We start from the raw sequence: 21,481 nt of genomic DNA on the forward strand, positions 1-21,481 counted from the left end.
TGGCGTTGAGTGCGCCGACATTCGTATTGATACGAAATCCCATTTTAAATCCTTTTAAGTGAATTCAAGCCCATCCGTGAGCCTGTTAGCCCCTATATCGCCGATTTGGAAAAAAAGTTTAGTCTTGGGGGGAAATTTTGTGAAATTTCTACCCCAGCCGCTTCGATCCCTCCCCGCTTAGAACCCCGCTGAAATGATTAATCAAAAAAAAAGCTTACTTGGCTACAATCTGCCCTCATTTTTCAAAAAAGGACAAGAAGATGTTAGAAGGTATCGTTAGAGAGAGTATCGGCAGAAAAGCGGCTAAGGCTTTGAAGAGAGATGGTTATCTGATCGCAAACATCTATGGAAAAGGCTTGGAAAACATCCACGCCGCTTTTAAGACGAACGAATTTATCAAGGCAGTGCGTAAAAAAAGCACCCTAGCCTTTGATGTGAAGGTCGGGGAGCAGGTCCTCAATGTCGTGGTGGTGGACTACCAAAAAGATCCTGTAACGAGCGATTTGAAGCATGTGGATTTGAAGGTCGCGCAAAGGGGCGTGGTGTCTAACTACATGATCCCGGTCAAGATCACAGGCACGGCCGTGGGACTCAAAAACAAGGGCGTTTTGATCCAGTCCAAAAGGAGGCTCAAGATCAAGTGCGCGGCGGAAAATTTGCCGAATTTTTTTGAGCTTGATGTGAGCAAGCTTGATGTGGGCGATGCCTTGCTTGTCAAGGATGTCGCCGTGCCAGCGGGGGTGAAGCTCATCGAGGCGGATAGGGTGGCGGTTGTCGGCGTAGAAAAAGCGCGATGACCCTAGTCGTAGGGCTTGGCAATATGGGGCCTGAGTATGAGGGGACGCGCCATAATGCGGGCTTTATGCTTGTGGATTTGCTTTTGAAGGGGGGTGAATTTTCCCCCATTGCTAGCGCTAAATTCAAGGGAGAGCTTTACAAAACAGGCCCCACCCTCCTCCTCAAACCCCACACCTACATGAACGCCTCCGGCCTCAGCGTGAGGGCGGTTAGGGACTTTTACAAATGCTCCCGCCTCATCGTCGCGCACGATGATATTGACTTAAATTTAGGCACTTTGCGCTTCAAAAAAGGCGGCGGGAACGGCGGACACAATGGCCTTAAAAGCATCGACGCACTTTGTGGGCCTGAGTATGAGCGGGTGCGCATCGGCGTGGGGAGGGCGGAGGATGTGAGCGCCTTTGTTTTATCAGCCTTCACGGCCGAGGAAGGTGAAATTTTAAGCGCCGTGCTTTTGCAGGGAGCGCTGGCCTTGCGGGAGCTTTGCCAGGGGCAGGATTTGGGGCGCGTCGCCTCGCTCTATAGCTTGAGGGCCTGAGTGATGGGGATGTTTTTTCGCTACATCTCGCTCATTTATTTGAAAAATTTTTTCATCATTTTTTTCGCACTTTTGGGCTTTTACTGCGGAGTGGATTTGCTTTTAAATGCCAAGGACCTCCCCCAAAGTGCCAACACCATCTTGCTCTATGTGATTTTCTTAGCCTTTGGTGCGACCGGCTACATCCTGCCGCTTTCCCTAGTGTTTGCCCTGAGCCTTTCTTTGCTGGGGATGATACGCTCAGGCGAGCTTGTGAGCCTTTATGCCCTAGGACTGAGTAAAAATAAAATCGCACTTTATCCCTTTTTGTGGGCACTGTTGTTTTGCCTCCTTTATGTGGGGGCGAATTTCACACCCTTTGCCTACGCAAATGACTACAAATCAAGCATCTTAAAGAACGGCACCCTCATCAAACCCGGCGGCGAGGCCTTTTTGAAATTCAATGATGTTTTTGTCTTCATTGAAAAGATTGAAAATGGGCAAAATCGCGTCCAGAATCTTAAAATTTTCAAGATCAAAGAGGGCGCGCTCAGCACTCAAATTCAAGCAAAAGAAGCCGAATTTAAGGAGGACTTTTGGGTGCTAGAAGAGGGCGCGATCACTCAGTTTTCCCCGCGCTATGAATGGAACAAAGCCGCCCCCATCACGCTGGCCTTCACGCAAATGCAGACCCTGAGGGATTTTAAGCCTAAGATCATTGAAAATGTCGCCAACGACAGCCAGCACTCCATAAAAGACGCATGGCAGGCCTTGTTTTTACTGAAGGCGCAGGGTTTGAATGTAACGGCGCTTAAAATTTCCCTCTACCAGCTCATTTTCGCCCCCTTTTTCGCGCCTTTTTTGATGCTTGTGATGGTGCATCACTTTCCCGTCATAGCGCGATTTTTCAACCTAGCCTTCGTGGGCTTTGTGAGCTTTTTGGTCGTTTTGGGTTTGTGGGGGGGGCTATTTTTACTCACGCGCCTTGCGCAAAATGGCGTCCTCAGCGGCGAGCTTGGCATACTCTTGCCCAATTTCTGCCTAGCCGCTACGGCCCTGTGGCTTTTTTACAGACGAAAATGAGGTTTCATTATGGATTATCAAAAACTCAAAGCGCGCTTTCAAACCCCCTTCTACCTCTATGATTTTGACCGCATTAAGGAGCGTTTTGGAGCCCTCAAAAATGCCTTCAAGGCGCGAAAATCTCAAATTTTTTACGCCCTCAAGGCCAATTCCAACCTCAGCCTCTTGCAAATGCTAGCCCGCCTTGATAGCGGCTTTGACTGCGTGAGTATCGGCGAGGTCAAAAGGGCTCTAAGGGCGGGGGCAAGGCCCTATAAAATCATCTTCAGCGGCGTGGGTAAAAGCGAGGAGGAGCTTGAGCTTGCCCTGAAATTTGAAATTTTATACATCAATGTCGAAAGCGAGGCCGAGATGCAGCTTTTAGAAAGCGTGGCAAAAAGGCTTGGAAAAAGGGCTAGAATCAGCATCAGGGTCAATCCCAATGTCGATGCCAAAACCCACCCCTACATCGCCACGGGACTTGAGGAAAATAAATTTGGCGTGGAGCTTGAGACGGCTAAGAAGATGTATCTTCACGCCTTTAGGGCTGAGTTTTTAGAGCCTGTGGGCGTGCATTTTCACATCGGCTCACAGCTCTTAGACACGGGGCCTATCCACGAGGCGGCTGGCATTGTGGCGCAGCTCGTGCGTGAATTTAATGCCCTGGGTCTGGGGCTGAAATTTTTTGACATCGGCGGGGGGCTTGGCGTGAGCTATGAGAGGGAGGCGGAGCCTGACTTGTATGCCTATGCGCAAGGGGTTTTGTCGCAGCTATCGGGGCTTGATTTAACGATCAATTTAGAGCCGGGGCGCTTTTTGGTGGCGGGTGCGGGTGAGCTTGTCTGCTCGGTGCTTTATGAGAAAACCAACAAAAACAAGCGCTTCATGGTGCTTGACGGGGCGATGAACGATCTCATCCGCCCCAGCCTTTATGCGGCCTATCACGAGGTGCTTTTGCCCTACAATGAGGGCGAGGAGAGTCCCTGTGATGTGGTCGGTGGGATTTGTGAGAGTGGGGATTTTTTTGCGAGGGACAGGAGGCTGCCCAAAAGCCAGAGCGGGGACATCGTGGTGGTGAAAAATGCCGGCGCTTACGGCTTTGCAATGAGTAGCAATTACAACACGCGCCCTAGAATTTGCGAGCTGGCCCTTGAGGGCGGTGCGGTGCGCCTCATACGCAGGAGGGAGAGCTTTGAGGATTTGATCGCTTTGGAAGTGGAATTTTTGAGTGATTGAAAGGAGAAACGATGTTTTTTTTGGATGTGCAAGGCACTTTAATTGGTGATGAGGACAAAAGCCCCATCCGCGGCGCAAAAGAGCTCATCGCTAGGCTTAACGCCACGAATACCCCCTACCTCATCCTCACAAATAATACAAAAAATTTAAATTTTTTAGAGAGCCTGAGGCAAAAGGGGCTTGAGATAAAAGAGGGAGCCTATCTTGATCCCCTTTGCGTTTTGAGGGAGATTTTGTCCCCTTGCAAGGTGGCGGCTTTTGGCTCGACGCAATTTTTGCAAAGCCTTGAAATTTTGGGCTTTGGTTTGGATTTTCAAAATCCCGCCGCGGTTTTGGTGGCAAGCCATGATGCCTTTAAATTTGGCGACTTTGCGCGAATGGTGGAATTTGCGCAAAAAAGGGTGCGTTTCATCGCCCTGCATGAGACGAGCATTTACAAAAAAGACGGCAGGGCGTATCCGGGCGTGGGGGCCATCATGCGAATGATAAATTACGCCGCGGCGCTTAAATACGAGGTCGTGGGAAAGCCTAGCAAAGCCTTTTATGAGAGCGCTTTGGGCCTTTTGAAGCATCAGGATGAGGGGGCGGAATTTAGCAAGGTGCTTATTGTGAGTGATGATTTTAGGGGGGATTTGTGCGGAGCGAAGGCGCTTGGGATGAGGACGGCTTTGGTTTTGAGCGGGAAAATTTCAAGCACGGACGGGCTTGATGTGGGCGGACTTGATTTTGTTTATCAGGATGTGGGGGAATTGCTGAAGTGTTGCGTTTTTTAATATGGAAATGAAAATATAAAGCTAACAAATTATTAAACAGTTGTAATTCATGAAAAAATAAATTATTTTGATAATAAATTTCAAAATAATTTTAGCTTTCTTTCATTATAATCCTAAAGCGACAGAAAATTTATCTTTAAAGAAAGGAAAACCAAATGTCTGTTTTAGTTATCGGAGCTGATGAAATAACGCCCATTCGAGCTGTGCTTTATGATTTGGGAGCTAAGAAAGTGGAACACTGGGATGCGAGAAATGAAAATCGTGTCAATCGCAAACCCATACCGACCGGAACGCAATGCATAGTCATGCTGACGAGCTTTTTGAATCACAACACCATGAAAAAAATCAAAACCGAAGCCAAAAAGCGCAAAATCCCGCTCGTATGCGCTAAAAGAAGCGTGAGTTGTGTTTATTGTGAGTATTGCAAGGTGTTTGGATTAGGGGAAAAATTTAAATGCGATAAAAAAAATTAAAATTCTCTAAGCCTACGCCTCACTATGATGGCATGAAAATGATGCAATTTCGTAAACTAAAATTTTTTAGTTTTAGCATAGTAGAGGCCAAAAAATTTATGCGATTTAAACCAAATTATGTTAGGATTTAATTATTTTTCAACAAAAGGAGAAACAATGGCAGTAGCAGTGGTTTACGGGAGTGCGATGGGAAATACTGAGGCAGCGGCAAACACCATCGCTAGCAAACTTGAAATAGACGATGTGCTAAATATCGCCGATATCGATGCAGCAAAAATCAACTCCTACGATAAGCTCATTTGTGGGACATCGACTTGGGGTAGTGGCGATCTGCAAGATGACTGGGATAGCTTTGATTTTTCAGGTCTAAATTTGGCCGGCAAAACTGTAGCGGTGTTTGGCATGGGCGATAGCGAAAGCTACTCAGACACTTACTGCGGCGGTATGGGAAAGCTCGCTGAGAATCTAAAAAATGCAGGTGCGACCTTAGTCGGCTCGGTATCCACCGATGGCTATAATTTTGAATCAAGCGATGCTGTGGTCGATGGTAAATTTGTAGGTTTAGCGCTTGATAACGACAATCAAGAGGATCAAACTGAGGCCAGAATTGACGCTTGGGTTGGAGAAATCAAGTCTCATTTTTCTTAAAATCTCATCAATAGCTTGAAGCTTGGTTCAAATCAAGCTTCCCTCATCCTTCATCCCGCAAAAACTCAGCTTAAAAATTTAACAATGTATTTGTTAAGATACCCCCTTCATTTAAAATTATCAAGGAGAAGAAATGCAAAAATATCCTAAGGCAATAGGTCCCTACTCGGTTTATAGGGAGGCAAATGGCTTGCTCTTCGTCTCGGGGCAATTGGCCATAGATCCCGACACGGGTGAGCTTGTGGGCGAAAATGTAAAAGAGCAGACAAGACGGGCTTTGGAAAATGTAAAAGCCGTGCTTGATGAGAATGGATTGAATTGGGACAATGTAGTGAAAACAACCTGCTTTTTGGCCGACATCAACGACTTTAGCGATTTTAACAAAATCTATGCAGAATTTTTCACCACCCCCTACCCTGCACGCTCGGCCTTTGCAGTGAAAGACCTGCCTAAGGGGGCAAGGGTTGAGATTGAAATCATTGCCGCTAAACAATAAATTTTGATATTTAAACTCAAATTTATCAAACAAAAACTATAATCCTTATCAAAATTTACTGGATGATAAGGATTGCGAATGACATTGGATGCCTTGAAGGATAAGCAAAGTGCTTTTATACTTGACTTTGATGCGGATTTGGAGCTTAAAAACAGACTTTTGAGCTTCGGTTTTACCAAAAACAAAAAAATAAAAAAACTCAACTCTTCACTGAGACAAGCGACCATTTTAGTCGAGCTTGAAAATTCCTGCGTGATTTTACGCTCTAGCGAAGCAAAAGCCATCAAAATCAAAGAGGTGCGGTAGATGAAAAGCATTATCATCGTGCTCGTAGGACAGCCCAATGTCGGCAAGAGTATGCTCATCAACGCACTTTGCAAATCCAACCTCAGGGTGGGAAATTTTCCTGGCGTTACCATAGAAAAAGCCAGCGCAAAAATCACCTATAAAAATTACAGACTTGATTTCATCGATTTACCCGGAACTTACGATTTAAACGGCTACTCTGAAGAAGAAAAAGTTACGAAAAAATTCCTCGAAAACGAGCATTACGATGTGATAATCAATGTTTTGGATTCTACAAATTTAGAACGCAATCTCATCCTCACCGCGCAGCTTTTGGATGTGCAAAAAAAGATGATTTTAGCCCTAAATATGCAAGATGAAGCGCAACAAGAAGGCTTTGAAATCGACACGCAAAATTTGAGCGCTCTAATAAAAACTCCCTGCCTTAGTCTCAGCGCGAAAACGAAGGAAAATTTGGACCTGCTTTTGGAGAGCATCGTGCAAAATTATGAGAGCGAATTCCAAGGCTGTGATCGAAATTTCAGCCAAAACATCGAACAAAATCTTGAAAAAATCACTCATTTCATAGACACCCATTCCATTTCACACTCAAAAAATTCAAGCCGTCAATTTGCTCTTGCCCTCTTAAAAAATGAGCTTGAAAATGAAAATAATGAGCTTTTAAACTGCGTTAAGCAGTGTCAAAATGAACTGATGCAAAGCCACGGTAGCGATGATTTAAACTACATCTTTAAAGAAGAAATTCTCTCCTTTGCCGCAAATCTCAACGCGCAGGTTGTCAAAAAAACACCCACTCTAAAAAACATCACCCAAAGCATCGATGCCCTACTGATAAATAAATATCTTGGAATTCCCATTTTCTTGTTTTTTATGTGGGCGTTATTTCAGCTTACTTTTAGTTTGGGCTCTATCCCTATGGACTACATTGAGGCAGGTTTTACGGCACTGGGTGAGCTTTGCAAGGAGCTAATTCCAAATGAGCTTTTCGCCTCAGTCTTAGCCGATGGCATCATTGGTGGGGTCGGAGCGGTGATCTTATTTTTGCCTAATATTTTAATCCTATTTTTTGGCATAGCGCTTTTAGAAAACACAGGCTATGTGGCGAGAGTGGCCTTTTTACTGGATGGAATTTTGCACAAATTTGGACTCCACGGCAAAAGCTTCATCCCACTCATCACGGGCTTTGGCTGCTCTGTACCCGCCTTCATGTCCACGCGCATCCTCAAAAATAAAAAGGACAGACTGCTCACACTTTTCATCATCAACTTCATGAGCTGCGGAGCCAGACTTCCTGTCTATGTGCTTTTCATCGGAGCATTTTTTCCAGAGGAGCAGGCGGGAAATTATCTTTTTGGAATTTATCTTTTGGGGGCCTTTTTGGGACTTTTATCGGCGAAGGTTCTAAGAATGACAGCCTTTCGCGGCCTCAATGAGCCCTTCGTGATGGAGATGCCAAAATACAGAATGCCCCACTGGGGCCTAGTGTGGCAAATGTGCTTCAACAAGGCCAAAATGTATCTTAAAAAAGCGGGGACCTTCATACTCCTAGCCTCCATACTCATTTGGTTTGTGAGTAATTTCCCGCAGCAAAATGAAGACATCAAAGACGAGCTAAAGGCTCAAGAACAGCTCATAGAAAACAGCTACTTAGGGCAATTTGGTAAGGCCATCCAGCCTTTCTTTGCCCCGCTTGATTTTGACTGGAGGCTTAGCGTTTCTTTAATCAGTGGCTTGGCGGCTAAAGAAGTGATGATTTCAACGCTTGGCGTACTTTACTCTCTAGGCGATGGAGTGGATGAAAATGACGAGGGACTGAGGGGAATTTTAGCCCAAAATGTGCCCTTCACCACGGCAGTGGCTTATGTTTTGTTTGTGATGATTTACAACCCTTGCTTTGCAGCGACCACAGTTTTTTCCAAAGAAAGCGGCAAGGGCACATTCACGCTTTATCTTTTTTTATTCACCTGCGTGATGGCTTATATTGTGGCCTTTGTGGGGATAAATTTGGCTAAATTTTTCGCCTGATCTTCTCCAGCATCGCGATAAAATTTTCCACCCTCAGGGCCGAAGAGCCAATCAAAACGCCGCTGCAATGAGGGATTTGTAGAATTTTTTCTGCATTATTTTCATTGACACTGCCCCCATAAAGCAGGGGCGCCCCGCTAAGGCTTGATAAAAAGCTCAAAACCTCAGCAATATCGCCCAAATCAGCGCTCAGGCCTGTGCCTATGGAGTAAATCGGCTCGTAGGCGATGGTGAGTTTCGCGTAGGATAAGTCCAAATCGCAAAGCTGATCTTGCAAAAATTCCCTGCTCCTCCCCGCCTCTTTTGTCTCTAAATTTTCTCCCACACAAAGAAAAATCTGCCATCCTTGCGCCTTGGCAAAGTCAAATTTTTCTTTGATTAGGGCATGGTTTTCAAAAACCCTCCGCTCACTGTGCCCTAGCAAAACGCAGTCGATGCCAAACTCATCCAAATGCTCCTTGCCCAGCTCACCCGTGAAAGCGCCATTGATGCAGGGGTAAAAATTCTGCGCTCCTTGCGTGAAAAAAAGCTCATCTTGCAAAAAGGCCACGCTCGGCGGGAAGATAAAAACATCCCCATCCTTGCTCCCCAAAAAGTCATTCAGCGCCCTCGCATAAAGCGCAAAAGAAGTCCTCGTGTGGTTGCATTTTAAATTCGCCGCAAAAATCATAACCTCTCCCCATCGCCCCTCAAGGGCTTCACGCCCGGCAGCTCCTTACCCTCGATAAGCTCCAAGCTCGCCCCACCCCCCGTAGAGATGAAGGTCATCTCATCCGCCTCACCACTCCTAGCCACCACATCCGCCGTATCGCCCCCGCCGATGATGGTCGTAGCGTTACTATCGCCGATAAAATGCGCCATTTTCAAAGAGCCCTTAGCGAATTTTTCTATCTCAAAAACACCCATAGGTCCATTCCACCAAATCGTCTGCGCATCCGCTAAAACCTCTCTGAAAAGCTTCCCGCTCGCAGGCCCGATATCAAGCCCCATGAAGCCGTTGGGGATTTCTTGAGTAGGGACATAGGACATCAAGGCCTCACTCGTGCAAGTGCGCGCCACAGCCACATCCACAGGCAGGTAAATTTTCACGCCAAGCTCCTTGGCCCTGCTCAAAATCGCCTGCGCCTCATCGATCAAATTTTCTTCCAAAAGCGAATCGCCTATATCAAAGCCCTGAGCCTTCAAAAAGGTAAAAGCCATGCCGCCGCCAATGATGAGCTTATCGACCTTGGGTAGGAGATTGATGAGGGCTTGGAGTTTGCCGCTGACCTTAGAGCCGCCGACCACAGCCACGAAGGGACGGGCGGGGTGCTTTAGGAGATTGTTAGCAAATTTGATTTCTTTTAGCAGTAAAAAACCCGCCGCCTTAATCTCAAAAAAACGCGTGATCGCCTCCACACTAGCATGCGCCCTGTGGCACACACCAAAGGCATCGTTGATATAAATTTCAGCCAAAGCGGCAAATTCCCTCGCCAAAGCCTCATCGTTTTTGATTTCCCCCCTTTCAAAACGCAAATTCTCCAGCATTAAAATTTCGCCCGCCTGCAAATTCTGCGCCTTTTTTTTCGCATCCTCCCCAACGACATCCTTTGCCATTAAAATTTCCTTACTCATCAAGCGCGAAAGCCTCTTAGCAATGGGCTCCAGAGAGAATTTAGAGCTGATAGCATCGGGGCGTCCTAAATGTGAGCTTAAAATTACACTGCAGCCATTATCAAGACAGTAGCGTATCGTAGGGATGGCCGAGCGGATGCGTCTGTCGTCTGTGATGTTTAAAAAATCATCCTGTGGGACGTTAAAATCACACCTGATGAAGACCTTTTTTTTTGCTAAATCAATATCTTTTATGGAAATAATTTCGCTCATCAACGCCCCTTCATAACATACACGGCCATATCCGCCAAACGCATGGAATAGCCCCATTCGTTATCATACCACGCTACGACCTTGACAAAATCCTCGCAAATGACCTGCGTCAAATCACTCGCCACGATGGCCCCATAACTTGAGCCTATGAAGTCGCTAGAAACCCTCTCCTCATCATCAACCGCCAACAAGCCCTTTAAATTCGTAGCGGCTGCCTTTCTAAAAGCATCATTGAGCGCCTCTTTGCTGACTTTTTGGGAAAGCTGCGCCGTCAAATCCACACTGGAAACATCGATCACAGGCACGCGCATACTCTGCCCATGAAGCCGCCCATCAAGCTCGGGCATCACAAGGCGCATCGCCTTAGCCGCGCCTGTGGAGGTGGGGATGATGTTTTGCGCGGCGGCACGACTGCGGCGCTTGTCCTTTGTCTTCGCATCAATGAGACTTTGGCCGTTCGTGTAGGCGTGTATGGTGCTCATCAAACCCTTTTCTATGCCAAAATTATCCTGCAAGACCCTGCAAACAGGCCCCAAGCAATTGGTCGTGCAAGAGGCGTTTGAGATGATGGCCTCGCCCTTGTAAAGATGCGAATTGACGCCCATCACATAGGTAGGAGTGGCATCTGCGGCTGGTGCGCTCATGATGACCTTTTTGATGCCCCTGTCTAAAAAGGGCTGACATTTTTCTAAGCTCAAATGCGCTCCCGTGCATTCTAGCACGACCTCAGCCCCGTAGGCTGCAAAGTCAAGCTCGGCGATATTTCTCGTTTTGAAAATTTTTATTTTTTTATCATCAATCACCAAATCATCACCATCCACCGCAACGCTGCCCTTAAATTCCCCATGCACACTATCATGCTTGAAAAGATAATGCGCAAGCTCGATGTCTGTCGTGTCGTTAATCGCCACAAGCTCCACATCCTTGCGCTGCGAAATTATCCTAGCTACACATCTGCCTATGCGTCCAAAACCATTGATCGCAATTTTTACTCCCATGCTAGTGTCCTTTTTTGAAATAAAGTGCTATAATCTTACAAAAAAAGGTTAAAAAATTTAATGAAAATAGCACTTTTTGGAGGGAGTTTTGACCCTCCCCACTTGGGGCATCAAAGCGTGGTGACTAAGGCTTTAGAAGGCCTAGATATAGACAAGCTCATCATAATGCCAGCCTTCGTTAATCCTTTCAAGCGCTCCTTTTTTGCTGATGAAAAACAAAGATTTTTGTGGGCAAAAAAAATTTGGGGGAATTTGGACAGGGTGGAAATTTGTGATTTTGAAATCAAACAAAATCGCTCGGTGCCGACCATAGAGAGCGTCGAGTATCTTGAGGGACTTTATGAGCCGAGCAAATTTTACTGCATCATAGGGGCCGATCATTTGGAGGGTTTGCAGGAGTGGCACGGCTTTGAAAGGCTGATGGAAAAGGTTGAATTCATCATCGCCCATCGCGACAATATCGCCATTCCGCACAATTTTCAAAGGCTCGACACCCGCATAGACATCTCCTCGACCTTCATAAGACAAAGCTTAAATACCGATGAGGTGAGTGAAGTCATCAGGGATGAGGTGAGGAAGTGTTACGAAAATCTACACAAAACCACATGTCGCTTTAAAAATTTATGAGGATGAAATGCGAGAAAGAATTCAAGCCATCGTTGAAATTTTGGACGCAAAAAAGGCTGAGGATATTGAGAGCTTTGACATGAGGGGCGGGGATTATTTTGTAAGCTTTGTCATCATCGCCAATACCCTGGGAGAAAAGCACGCCCTAGCCCTCATCGATGAGCTGAGGGTGCAGCTTAAGGCTAAGGGCGAGGAATTTTTGCACCTTGAAAGCTCAGAGCAATGGAGCGTCATAGACTTAGGCGATGTGCTCATACACTTACTCAGCCCTGAATATCGGGGCGTTTATCAATTAGAGGAGTTGTTAAAAAATTTAAAAAATGGTTCGATTTGTAATAAAATTTGATCTTAGAATTTATGAAGTTTAATGAGTTTTTCTTTGGTAATTTGGCTTATTTTGAGAAAATTATTTTCATTAAAAAATGGCAAATGTATCAATGGAATTTGAGTGTAATTTTGAATGAATGCGTCCTGTAAAATATTTTTTCTTCCCATCATAATCAAGGCTATTATAGGAATTTGGGCATTTTTTAAAGCTTGCAAACTTAACAAAATATGGTTAATGCTGCCCATATAATATTTGGCAATTAAAAAAGTAGGTCTTTTAAATTGCTTCATAAAATCTATCATCGTATATTGTTCGTCAATGGGACTCAAAAGACCGCCAGCTAGTTCTATGATCAAATTTTTACTTGAGGGAATTTTAATATCCATAGCCTCATATTTTGCCTGCTCTTTGATTTTGCAAATATGTGGCGAAGCTGAAATTTCAAAAACAAAACCCTCCTTAAAGATTTTTGTCTGAGGGTTAAATTTAGCGATAAACTCTCTATCCATAGGCTTTCCAGCTTGAATTAATTTAAAATAATCATAATTGAAGCTTTGACAAAAAAGTGCACTAAAATGTGTTTTGCCTACATTAGTATGAACGGCACTGACATAAATTTGCATACAAATGCTCAACAAGAACTATTTTAAAGCGTTTCATTCAATTCACTTGCAAAAATCTTATTTTAAATTTCTAAAATGGTGGAGCATAGCGGACTCGAACCGCTGACCCCAACGCTGCCAGCGTTGTGCTCTCCCAGCTGAGCTAATGCCCCTTATCGTCTCAAATTGTAACAAAATTATCGTTAATTTTATAAGGCAAAACACAAAATTTCAATCCATGTCAATTTTAAAACTCCCCCCTCATCCCCCCTCAAGCTCGTAAATTTTCTTCCTTTCACTTGAGCTTGCGATCTTGAGTTGGATGCGGTATTTCGTGATGGTGCGCCGCCCGATGTCGATCTTAAATTCCTTCTGTGCCAGCTCTAAAATTTTACTATCGCTCAGGGGTTTTTTGCGGTTTTCATTTTTGATCAAATTCACCACGAAGTCCTTCACACTAGCGTTTGAGGTCTCTCCCTCCTCATCGAGCGCAAAGGCAAAAAAGTTCTTCAAGGGTATGAGCCCACGCTCGCAGCTTAGGTATTTGTTCGCTATGGCGCGCGAGATGGTCGAGGCGTTGCGATCCAGATCCTCGGCTAAATTTTTCAAGGTCATGGGCTTGATTTCCCCACCCATAAAAAATTCGTATTGATGTTCGATGATCATCAGGCCGATCTTATAAAGGGTCGCCTTGCGCATGGCAAGGGCGTCGACTAAATTGCGCGCCTCCTTGAGATAGCCCGTTAAAAATTCATGCTCAAGCCCGTCCGTTTCGATGCTCAGCTCAGGGTAATAATCGTCATTGATTTTCACCTTGATGTTTTCATTTTCCCTAAAAATGAAGAGGTCTGGGATGAGGGCTCTGCTGTCCTCAAAATACTCCAAAAAGGGCGGCACGGTGAATTTTTTAATCAGCTCAATGGCTTGCTTATAAAGCCTATCTTTCGTGTAGTTTTGGATGCGCTCAAAGTCCCTAATCATCATCTTGCAAAAGTCATAAAGCCCCCCATCAAGATCCAAATTCTCAAGCGCGAACAAAAACGCCTCCTTAAAATCCACCGCCCCCACGCCCACAGGCTCAAGGTAGCAAAAGCGCCTCCGCACCCGCTCCACCTCCTCGCGGCCAAATTCCCCCAAAAGCGCCCCATCATACTCAAAATAGCCCTCGTGGTTGAGGCACTGGACGATGAGCGCGGCGATTTTTTGAGACTTGTCCGTGGGAAAGAGCGGCGGCACAAGCTGCTCATCCAAAAGCTCATAAACGCTTTTTTGATGCAGGGCCTTGGCCTCGATGAGCTCGGAATTTGCGCCATTTTTGTAAAAGGCATCGTAGTAATTTTTGCCATTTTTGTGAGTCTTCACCCTCTCGCTCACTTCCAAAAAGGGGTTTTCTTCGGCGAATTGATTCAGGCTTTCTTTCAAATCCTCAAGCCCCACCTGCAACAGGGGCAGCCACGAGCGCAGGGTGGTGGAGAGCTTGGTTTTGGGCGATTGTCTGGGTTTTTGTCTTAGCATCAGTGGGTGAGTTTGAACTCTTCTCCTAGGTAATATTTTCTCACATCTTGATTTTTCGCGATGTCCTCACTCCTGCCGCTGGCCAAAAGCGCGCCCGATTTTATCACATAGGCGCGATCGCAGATGGCTAGGGTTTCGCGGACATTGTGATCGGTGATGAGTATACCAATGCCCAGCCTTTTGAGCGTCTCAATGAGGCTTTGAATTTCAGCCACAGCAATGGGATCAACCCCAGCAAAGGGCTCATCCAGAAGCAAAAATTGCGGCTCGCATATCAGGCTGCGAGCGATTTCACAGCGCCTCCGCTCTCCTCCGCTGAGGCTTAGGCCCTTGCGCAAACGGATGGGCTCTATGCTGAGGAGCTCGAGCATTTTTTCCACCTTTTCGTTGAGAATTTTTTTGTCTTTGTAGAAAATTTCTGCGGCCAAAAGCAAATTTTCCTCAATGCTAAGATCCTTAAAAACGCTACTTTCTTGCGGCAGATAGCCTATGCCAAGGCGCGCTCTTTTATTGAGTGGCTCTTTGGTGATGTCCCTAGCATCGAGCAAAACCCTCCCCCCACTGGGCGCGATGAGCCCGCAGATCATATAAAAAGTCGTCGTCTTGCCAGCCCCATTGGGTCCCAAAAGCCCCACAACCTCCCCGCTTCGGACCTCAAGAGAGATGCCCTGGATGATCTTGCTTTTTTTGATGATTTTTTCCAAATTTATCGCTTCCAGCTTACTCATAAATTTTATACTTTCTTTTATTTTCCATGAAAGAAATTTCCAGCACGAATGGCCTTAAATGCATTTTTTTAAGGGCCTCCTCCAGTCGCACACAACCCCACTCTACAAGGTGCAAGCCCTCCTCAAATAAATTCTCAAACAAACCCCTTCTCAAAAGCCCTTCAAGGCCTATTTGATAGAGATCGTAATGATAAATTTCAAGCCCTCTTGCCTCATATTTTTGCATGAGCGTGAAGGTCGGCGATCTCACGCCCTCCGTCACGCCAAGCGTCCTCAGCCATGCCTTAACGAGGGTGGTCTTGCCACTGGATGCGTCCCCGCGCAGCAAAATCACGCCGCTTTGTGGCAGGTGGGGGATGAGCCCCTCAAGCTCCTTTTGACTCAAAACCAACTCCCTCATAGCCGACTCACATACTCGCCTTGCGCATTTTTGGGGATGCTTTTGCCAGAGGGCAGGGCTAGGACCTTGTAATTTTCGCTGCCGGCGGTGAAGTGCAGGGTGATCACATCGCCGATTTTAACGGCCTTGCTGGGCTTGACGATGAGACCGTTAATGCTCACGGCCTTGCTCTTGCACATGTCCTCAGCGATGGCTCTGCGCTTGGTGATATTGACCACATTTAAAAATTTATCCACTCTCATGAGCTTAATTTAGCAAAAAATTCTAATCTAAAAGGAAATTTGGAATCAATTTTGCTTGAGAATCCCCCCTCAAGTCCTTTTTTAAACAAATTTTGACTACAATCTGCGCATTAATTTTCCAAGGAGTTGTGGATGAAAAATTCTATTAAAAAGGCGGTTTTGGCTTATTCTGGCGGGCTGGATACAAGCATCATTTTAAAATGGCTCCAGGATGAATACGGCTGCGAGGTACTTACCTTCACGGCTGATATCGGGCAGGGTGAGGAGCTAGAGCCTGCAAGGGCGAAAGCCTTGGCTTTGGGTGTGAAAAAGGAGAATATTTTCATCGAGGACCTTCGGGAGGAATTTGTAAGGGACTATGTTTTCCCCATGTTTAGAGCCAATGCGCTTTATGAGGGGGAGTATTTGCTCGGCACAAGCATCGCCCGACCCCTCATCGCCAAAACTCAGGCGCTAATCGCCCTTCGCGAGGGTGCTGACGCCCTAAGTCACGGCGCTACGGGTAAGGGAAACGATCAGGTGCGCTTTGAGCTGGGTTACTCGGCCTTTGCGCCAAATTTGCACATCATCGCGCCCTGGAGAGAGTGGGATCTAAACAGCCGCGAAAAACTCCTAGCCTACGCGCAAAAACACGGCATAGACATCGCTAAAAAGGGGGAGGCGCCGCCCTATTCTATGGATGCGAATTTGCTGCATATCTCCTATGAGGGGCTGGTGCTTGAGGACCCGGCAAAGCCCGCTGACGGGGCGATGTGGCGCTGGAGTAGGGACCCCAAAGATGCCCCGGATGAGGGCGAGGTAGTGGAGCTGGAATTTGCCCGCGGGGACCTGGTGGCGATAAACGACGAAAGACTGAGCCCTGCCGCGCTACTTGCAAGACTTAACGCGCTGGGTGCCAAGCACGGCTGTGGGCGGCTTGACTTGGTGGAAAATCGCTTCGTGGGGATGAAGAGCAGGGGGTGCTATGAGACGCCGGGGGGGGCGATTTTACTCAAGGCACACAGGGCGATGGAGAGCATCACGCTGGATAAGGAAGCGGCGCATCTTAAGGACGAGCTGATGCCAAAATATGCGCATCTCATTTACAATGGGCTTTGGTTTTCGCCTGAGCGTCTGATGCTCCAAGCCCTCATCGATGAGAGTCAAAAATTTGTGAGCGGGAGGGTGGGGCTTGAGCTTTATAAGGGTAATGTGATCGTGCGAAGTAGGGAAAGCGCAAACAGCCTCTACGATGCGACTTATTCGACCTTTGAGGAGGATGAGGTTTATGACCACAAGGATGCGGCGGGCTTTATCAAGCTCAACGCCCTGCGTTTTATCATCGCAGGCAAGAACGGACGGGGGTTTTGAAGGACAACGGTGGAAGAAATTTTTGAAAAAATTCAAAAAATGGTGCGAAACTATGAGCCGCGGGATTTCACCTCCGAGCAAGTGAGGGCGGCCTTAGCCTCTAAAAATCCTAGCCCAGAGCATTTGCAAGCCCTACTTAGTGTGCGCGCCGAGGGGATGATCGAGGAGCTAGCACTGAGGGCGAGAGAGCTTCGACTGAAATATTTTGGAAACGCGGTCAATCTCTTCACCCCGCTTTATCTTTCCAATCACTGCAACAGCAAATGCACATATTGTGGCTTTCAAAAGGGCAATAAAATCCGCCGATCCAAGCTTAACGAAGCAGAAATTCACGCCGAAATGAGAGCCATCTCCCAAAGCGGCTTGCAAGAAATCATCCTGCTCACCGGTGAGGGTAGGGAGCACGCCTCGCCTGAGTATATCGCCCACGCCTGCAAGATAGCGCGGGAGTATTTTAGGGTCGTGGGTGTGGAAATTTACGCGATGCGTGAGGAAGAATACGCCCTCTTGCACGCTGCGGGCTGTGATTTTGTAACGATTTTTCAAGAAACTTACAATCCAAAAGCCTACAAAAAATTCCACATCAGTGGGGAAAAAAGCGATTTTTTCTACCGCTTTGGTGGGCAGGAGAGGGCTTTGAGGGCTGGGATGCGAGGCGTGGCTTTTGGCGCACTTTTGGGCTTGGATGATTTTAGAAAAGATGCCATGTTTTGCGCGCTTCATGCCTATTTTTTGCAGGCCAAATACCCTGCTGCTGAGCTTTCCCTCTCCATCCCTCGCCTGCGGCCCATCATCAACAATGCCAAAATTCATCCCAAGGATGTCGGCGAAAGAAGGCTTTTGCAGGTGCTTTGTGCTTACCGCATTTTTTTGCCCTTTGCGGGCATCACCATCTCAAGTCGCGAGCGAGCGGGCTTTCGCGATGAGACTTTGGCCTTAGGAGCGACCAAGATGAGCGCTGGGGTGAGTGTGGGGATAGGGGAGCATTCTGGGGAAAAAAGCGGCGATGCGCAGTTTGAAATCACCGATGCTAGAAGCGTGGATGAAATTTTAAAGATGCTTAAGAGTCGTTCTTTTGAGCCTGTGATGGGTGATAGTCTCTATGTGGGATAAAAAAATTTTAGCCATTTCTGATAGCTCTTGTGTGGAGGGGGATTTTCTAACGCACTTGGCAAGGCTTGTGAGGGCTGGGGTTGATGGGGTGGTTTTGCGGGAGAGGGGTCTGAGTGAGGATGAGTATTTTGACGCGGCGAGGGAGGTGCTAAAAATTTGCAAAAAGCACGGTGCGACTTGCATTTTGCATTATTTTGACCGGCAGGCGCTGCGCCTGAATCATCGCTATTTTCACGCGCCCTTGCCACTTTTGAGGCAGGAGGCGAGACTGCGGAGGCATTTTCACATCCTCGGCACTTCGGTGCATAGCAAGGAGGAGCTTTTGGAGGCGGTAAATTACGGGGTTAATTACGCCTTTGCGGGGCATATTTTTGAAAGCTCTTGCAAGGAGGGGCTTGAGGGACGGGGGGTGGAATTTTTAAAATCTCTGCTACAATTTAGTCCCATCCCGCTTTATGCCATAGGCGGCGTGAGGCTTGAAAACATCGCTATTTTTCAAAATTTAAGCGTGGCTGGGGTTTGCATGAGGGAGGCTCTGATGCGTAAGATGGAGCTTAAGGATTATCTTAAGCTTTGCAAAAAGGGCCTAATAGGCGTATCTTAGGCCTATGTTGAAAATATGCCCCTCTTTTTTCTTTAAATTTTTGAAAGAAATATCATACTGTGTGTCCAATTTAAAATAAGGCGACAAATAGTAAATCATAGTGAAATTTGCAAAAGTGAGATGCTTATTTTGTCGCATGCCTTTGATGTTTGCGGCCGCATGGTTTTGCCAGGAGGCTTCAAAGTCAAAATTGCTAGGATTGAGCGCGAAGCTATGACGAAGCTCGCCCTCAAGCTCTATTGCATTGAAAAGCATCGTGCCGCGCAAGCCCCCGATGATCTTATTCAAATGGTAGTTTTTCTTTTCAGCCCTAAAGCCCAAATTCGCATTTTCACTGAAGGCCCCTTTGGAGATGTTTTCATTTGAAAAGGCCGTAAAAGGCGTGAATATCACAGAGTGATGCGGCCATTCCTTACCCAGCTCCACATAGGCATTGGTGAGCTTGTCTTTGTGGGAGCTTTGCGAAAAGGTTTGATGGATAGGCCTATTCACCTCACTCGTAGCAAAGCCCATGCCCAAGGAGCCTAGCAAATAAAAGCTGTCAAAATCATAGCTGCCATAAAGGGAAAAATTCCTGTTTTTCACCTGAGTTTGCCCCGCAAATTTGTCAAAATTCGCATCACTGTTGGCGTTTAAGAAAACAAAGCCCAGCATAGAGCGCTCATCAATCCTAGCATCCGTGCCTAAGAAAAAGGCATTCAGTCGGACATCAGCACCAGCATAAATATCGCTTGAAAGCTTAAATTTACTCTGCAGAGCGCCCGTATAAATCCCGCTATCATCCTGTCTTCTCAAGTAATTGAGTCGCTGTGAAATTTTGTGATGGACAAGCTCATTTTGCTTAGCTAGGATGTGATTACTGGTGGAGTGGATTTCGCCCGTTAGAGTGTCGATGATGGTAGGCATCGCTTTCACATCCGCATTGATCACCTCAAGCGCGGCCGTGTAAAGCGGCACAGTGCTATCCTTTTCATCCTCAAGGCTGAGGAGTAAATTTTCAAAATTATCCGCCGCCCTTCTCGTCCTCTTATTGTCGTAGGATAGAGACTTCACCACAGCTTGAGTGGAATTTCTGCTGTGTGAAATTTGCATTTCTGTATCGTTGTAAAGCAGTTCTTTGACCTGAGTGAAGGCACTCAAATTTCCAAGCACGAAGTAGGTCCCATTGAAATTTTCAATCTTTTGCGCCTTAAGCAGGGTGTGGGTCTGCGGGGTGGAGCTGATGCTCGTAACCTGCATATTGGTAGCATCAACTATGAGCTTTGTGTTTTGCATATTCATGGTATTAGCCTCGATCTGACTTGCCGCATCTGCAAAAATTTTAGCATCCCCGCTCTCATTGTTGTAATTTTGAATGAAAACCTTGCCCCTCACATTCAAAGAACCGCCCTTGTTGGTTATCTCTTGGGTTTGGGAATTTTCTAAGGTCAGCATGCCATCAGTTTCTATGGTGATGGGGCTATTTTGATTATTTCCATTTTTTAGTTTTAGCTCTCCGCTCTCTATTTTCGTCTCTCCCGTGTAAGAATTTGTCCCACTTAGTATGAGAGTGCCCGTGCCCTTTTTATGCAGGCCGGCATCGCCCTTGATATCATTACTCCAAGTGAGTTTATTTTGATCGGTATAGTTTCGATAGTCTAAATTCACCTCCACCATCTCTTTGTTATCTAAAAGTAGCCTTTTGTCAAAACGAGCCGGTCCATTTAGGGCCCGGTTTTGATCGAGCACCCCCCAGCCTATGGTGGGATTTGGTCCCTCTGTGAGTGTGGAGGTTGTGCCTTCTTGATTTGCGGTTGAGAGTATGGTTTGCACGACCAAATGATTATCCATCCAAGGATATTTTTCCCACACATTTGCCGCTGCGGCAGTTACGAGGGGGGTGGCAAAGGATGTTCCTTGCCCGCATTGATTTTGCAAAAAGCAATGCTCATGCGGCGCCGCTATGCCCCACATCTTCGCCCTCTCGCCGATTTTATTAACCCCAGTTGCGAAGCGATTTTGCCCATCGACGCTTGTTACAGCGATGAAGCCTTTTCTAGCATTCTTATACTCAAGCAAACTTGGCAAAGATGCCTGATCGTTTGCCATATCTTGGTTTTCATTACCCGCCGCCCAGACGAAAATTTTACTGGCTGTGAGTTTGTTGATGTGATTGTATAGCTGGTTTTGATATTGTTTCACTTGTTGCATGTCTTGGGTGGGATTGGTGCCGATGGAGTTGTTAAAAATGTGTGAATCTTTCAAGGTGCTAAGATAGGGTTGAGCGGATAAATTCAACGAGCCTTGATTATTGCCCCCGTCCCAGGCTGAAAGGGGGCTTAGGGTCGTGTGGGTGGCTATGAGGTGGGCGACCTTGGCACCGTGTCCTTGGATGCTTCTTTTGGTATCGCTGATGGTGGCGTTTTTCATATTCAATCTTCGCTTCGTAGAATCGGCCTTTTCATAACCATCAAAAAAGCCATCCACGATGCCAATATTGCGCAATGTGTTTTCATCCATAAAGTTATCCTGCAGCTGGGCCTGAGTCTGGGCGAATGTCTTAGGTTTTTGCGCCTTTAAAAAGACCGTTTGCCCGGATGAGGACGGCGCAGAGAGCTGGGGCCTTGTAGAGCTTGCACTGGAGGGGCTTGAGGTATGAAAAGTAGGCCTAAGAGCACTCCCCACTCCACCTCCCCCACCGCCCCCACAAGCGACTAGGAGGAAACAACACAGCGGCATATTAAAGAAAAATAGTTGCTTTATTTTAATGTTGACTTTAACCATGATCAAACCTT

Annotated in this window: 24 protein-coding genes and 1 tRNA gene; 15 read left to right on the top strand and 10 right to left on the bottom strand. The window is 46.5% G+C overall.

What is annotated here, in order from left to right:
- Positions 1 to 260 precede the first annotated feature (260 nt).
- The 10 genes from Q4A73_RS03960 to feoB all read left to right on the top strand — a co-directional run bounded on the left by Q4A73_RS03960 (position 261) and on the right by feoB (position 8,334).
- Positions 261 to 797, top strand: a complete 537-nt coding sequence (locus Q4A73_RS03960) for a 50S ribosomal protein L25/general stress protein Ctc (protein ID WP_303206144.1) — start codon at positions 261 to 263, stop codon at positions 795 to 797.
- Positions 794 to 1,336: an aminoacyl-tRNA hydrolase gene (gene pth, locus Q4A73_RS03965; protein WP_303206145.1), complete on the top strand. Its 543-nt coding sequence runs from the start codon at positions 794 to 796 to the stop codon at positions 1,334 to 1,336. Before Q4A73_RS03960 ends, pth begins: the two co-directional genes overlap by 4 nt.
- A gap of 3 nt (positions 1,337 to 1,339) precedes the next feature.
- Positions 1,340 to 2,398, top strand: coding sequence for an LptF/LptG family permease (locus tag Q4A73_RS03970; protein WP_303206146.1), 1,059 nt, complete (start codon positions 1,340 to 1,342; stop codon positions 2,396 to 2,398).
- Positions 2,399 to 2,407: 9 nt separating this feature from the next.
- Positions 2,408 to 3,613 (top strand): diaminopimelate decarboxylase, encoded by a 1,206-nt coding sequence (lysA, locus tag Q4A73_RS03975; protein WP_303206147.1) that lies wholly within the window; start codon positions 2,408 to 2,410, stop codon positions 3,611 to 3,613.
- Between the two features lie 11 nt (positions 3,614 to 3,624).
- The gene (locus Q4A73_RS03980; protein WP_303206148.1) at positions 3,625 to 4,386 is read left to right on the top strand and encodes an HAD-IIA family hydrolase; all 762 of its coding nucleotides are present in this window, start codon (positions 3,625 to 3,627) and stop codon (positions 4,384 to 4,386) included.
- Between the two features lie 155 nt (positions 4,387 to 4,541).
- Entirely contained in the window at positions 4,542 to 4,859 is a 318-nt protein-coding gene (locus Q4A73_RS03985) for a DUF2325 domain-containing protein (RefSeq protein ID WP_303206149.1), read from the top strand.
- Between the two features lie 156 nt (positions 4,860 to 5,015).
- The gene (fldA, locus tag Q4A73_RS03990; RefSeq protein ID WP_303206150.1) at positions 5,016 to 5,507 is read left to right on the top strand and encodes a flavodoxin FldA; all 492 of its coding nucleotides are present in this window, start codon (positions 5,016 to 5,018) and stop codon (positions 5,505 to 5,507) included.
- Between the two features lie 133 nt (positions 5,508 to 5,640).
- Entirely contained in the window at positions 5,641 to 6,003 is a 363-nt protein-coding gene (locus tag Q4A73_RS03995; protein ID WP_303206151.1) for a RidA family protein, read from the top strand.
- Positions 6,004 to 6,081: 78 nt separating this feature from the next.
- Positions 6,082 to 6,309, top strand: a complete 228-nt coding sequence (locus Q4A73_RS04000) for a FeoA domain-containing protein (protein WP_303206152.1) — start codon at positions 6,082 to 6,084, stop codon at positions 6,307 to 6,309.
- Positions 6,310 to 8,334, top strand: coding sequence for a ferrous iron transport protein B (feoB, locus tag Q4A73_RS04005; protein ID WP_303206153.1), 2,025 nt, complete (start codon positions 6,310 to 6,312; stop codon positions 8,332 to 8,334).
- Here feoB and Q4A73_RS04010 read toward each other — a convergent pair.
- From Q4A73_RS04010 to gap, 3 genes are read right to left on the bottom strand one after another with little or no spacing between them, the layout of a single operon-like run.
- Positions 8,318 to 9,004 (bottom strand): triose-phosphate isomerase, encoded by a 687-nt coding sequence (locus tag Q4A73_RS04010; RefSeq protein ID WP_303206154.1) that lies wholly within the window; start codon positions 9,002 to 9,004, stop codon positions 8,318 to 8,320. The two genes, feoB and Q4A73_RS04010, sit on opposite strands and share 17 nt — an antisense overlap.
- Positions 9,001 to 10,200 carry a phosphoglycerate kinase gene (locus Q4A73_RS04015; RefSeq protein ID WP_303206155.1) on the bottom strand — a complete coding sequence of 400 codons (1,200 nt, stop codon included), beginning with the start codon at positions 10,198 to 10,200 and terminating at the stop codon, positions 9,001 to 9,003. The genes Q4A73_RS04010 and Q4A73_RS04015 overlap by 4 nt, the downstream gene beginning before the upstream one ends.
- Positions 10,200 to 11,198 (bottom strand): type I glyceraldehyde-3-phosphate dehydrogenase, encoded by a 999-nt coding sequence (gap, locus tag Q4A73_RS04020; RefSeq protein ID WP_303206156.1) that lies wholly within the window; start codon positions 11,196 to 11,198, stop codon positions 10,200 to 10,202. Before gap ends, Q4A73_RS04015 begins: the two co-directional genes overlap by 1 nt.
- 60 nt (positions 11,199 to 11,258) lie before the next feature.
- Between gap and nadD the strand changes: the two genes are divergently transcribed.
- Both nadD and rsfS read left to right on the top strand, forming a co-directional pair.
- Complete coding sequence (nadD, locus tag Q4A73_RS04025) at positions 11,259 to 11,825, top strand: nicotinate (nicotinamide) nucleotide adenylyltransferase (protein WP_303206157.1); 567 nt, start codon at positions 11,259 to 11,261, stop codon at positions 11,823 to 11,825.
- A 7-nt stretch (positions 11,826 to 11,832) separates the two neighbouring features.
- Positions 11,833 to 12,171 carry a ribosome silencing factor gene (gene rsfS, locus Q4A73_RS04030; protein WP_303206158.1) on the top strand — a complete coding sequence of 113 codons (339 nt, stop codon included), beginning with the start codon at positions 11,833 to 11,835 and terminating at the stop codon, positions 12,169 to 12,171.
- A gap of 2 nt (positions 12,172 to 12,173) precedes the next feature.
- Here the strand turns inward: rsfS and Q4A73_RS04035 are convergent, their stop codons facing one another.
- The 6 genes from Q4A73_RS04035 to Q4A73_RS04060 all read right to left on the bottom strand — a co-directional run bounded on the left by Q4A73_RS04035 (position 12,174) and on the right by Q4A73_RS04060 (position 15,640).
- Entirely contained in the window at positions 12,174 to 12,776 is a 603-nt protein-coding gene (locus Q4A73_RS04035) for an ATP-dependent dethiobiotin synthetase BioD (protein WP_303206159.1), read from the bottom strand.
- A gap of 76 nt (positions 12,777 to 12,852) precedes the next feature.
- A tRNA-Ala gene (locus Q4A73_RS04040) sits at positions 12,853 to 12,928 on the bottom strand.
- Between the two features lie 88 nt (positions 12,929 to 13,016).
- The gene (locus tag Q4A73_RS04045) at positions 13,017 to 14,270 is read right to left on the bottom strand and encodes an RNA polymerase factor sigma-54 (protein WP_303206160.1); all 1,254 of its coding nucleotides are present in this window, start codon (positions 14,268 to 14,270) and stop codon (positions 13,017 to 13,019) included.
- Positions 14,270 to 14,998 (bottom strand): LPS export ABC transporter ATP-binding protein, encoded by a 729-nt coding sequence (lptB, locus tag Q4A73_RS04050; RefSeq protein ID WP_303206161.1) that lies wholly within the window; start codon positions 14,996 to 14,998, stop codon positions 14,270 to 14,272. The genes Q4A73_RS04045 and lptB overlap by 1 nt, the downstream gene beginning before the upstream one ends.
- Positions 14,991 to 15,398, bottom strand: coding sequence for a tRNA (adenosine(37)-N6)-threonylcarbamoyltransferase complex ATPase subunit type 1 TsaE (tsaE, locus tag Q4A73_RS04055; protein WP_303206162.1), 408 nt, complete (start codon positions 15,396 to 15,398; stop codon positions 14,991 to 14,993). The genes lptB and tsaE overlap by 8 nt, the downstream gene beginning before the upstream one ends.
- Positions 15,395 to 15,640 (bottom strand): RNA-binding S4 domain-containing protein, encoded by a 246-nt coding sequence (locus Q4A73_RS04060; protein WP_303206163.1) that lies wholly within the window; start codon positions 15,638 to 15,640, stop codon positions 15,395 to 15,397. The genes tsaE and Q4A73_RS04060 overlap by 4 nt, the downstream gene beginning before the upstream one ends.
- Positions 15,641 to 15,772: 132 nt before the next feature.
- Between Q4A73_RS04060 and Q4A73_RS04065 the strand changes: the two genes are divergently transcribed.
- The 3 genes from Q4A73_RS04065 to Q4A73_RS04075 are packed head-to-tail and all read left to right on the top strand — an operon-like array spanning position 15,773 to position 18,707.
- Positions 15,773 to 16,990, top strand: coding sequence for an argininosuccinate synthase (locus Q4A73_RS04065; RefSeq protein ID WP_303206164.1), 1,218 nt, complete (start codon positions 15,773 to 15,775; stop codon positions 16,988 to 16,990).
- Between the two features lie 9 nt (positions 16,991 to 16,999).
- Positions 17,000 to 18,103, top strand: coding sequence for a 2-iminoacetate synthase ThiH (gene thiH / locus Q4A73_RS04070; protein WP_303206165.1), 1,104 nt, complete (start codon positions 17,000 to 17,002; stop codon positions 18,101 to 18,103).
- Positions 18,093 to 18,707 (top strand): thiamine phosphate synthase, encoded by a 615-nt coding sequence (locus Q4A73_RS04075; protein ID WP_303206166.1) that lies wholly within the window; start codon positions 18,093 to 18,095, stop codon positions 18,705 to 18,707. The genes thiH and Q4A73_RS04075 overlap by 11 nt, the downstream gene beginning before the upstream one ends.
- On the opposite strand, the gene Q4A73_RS04080 is transcribed toward Q4A73_RS04075, so the two are convergent.
- Positions 18,690 to 21,371: an autotransporter domain-containing protein gene (locus Q4A73_RS04080; protein WP_303206167.1), complete on the bottom strand. Its 2,682-nt coding sequence runs from the start codon at positions 21,369 to 21,371 to the stop codon at positions 18,690 to 18,692. The two genes, Q4A73_RS04075 and Q4A73_RS04080, sit on opposite strands and share 18 nt — an antisense overlap.
- Positions 21,372 to 21,481 lie beyond the last annotated feature (110 nt).

The sequence above is a fragment of the Campylobacter sp. genome (assembly GCF_030528245.1).
GTDB lineage: Bacteria > Campylobacterota > Campylobacteria > Campylobacterales > Campylobacteraceae > Campylobacter_D.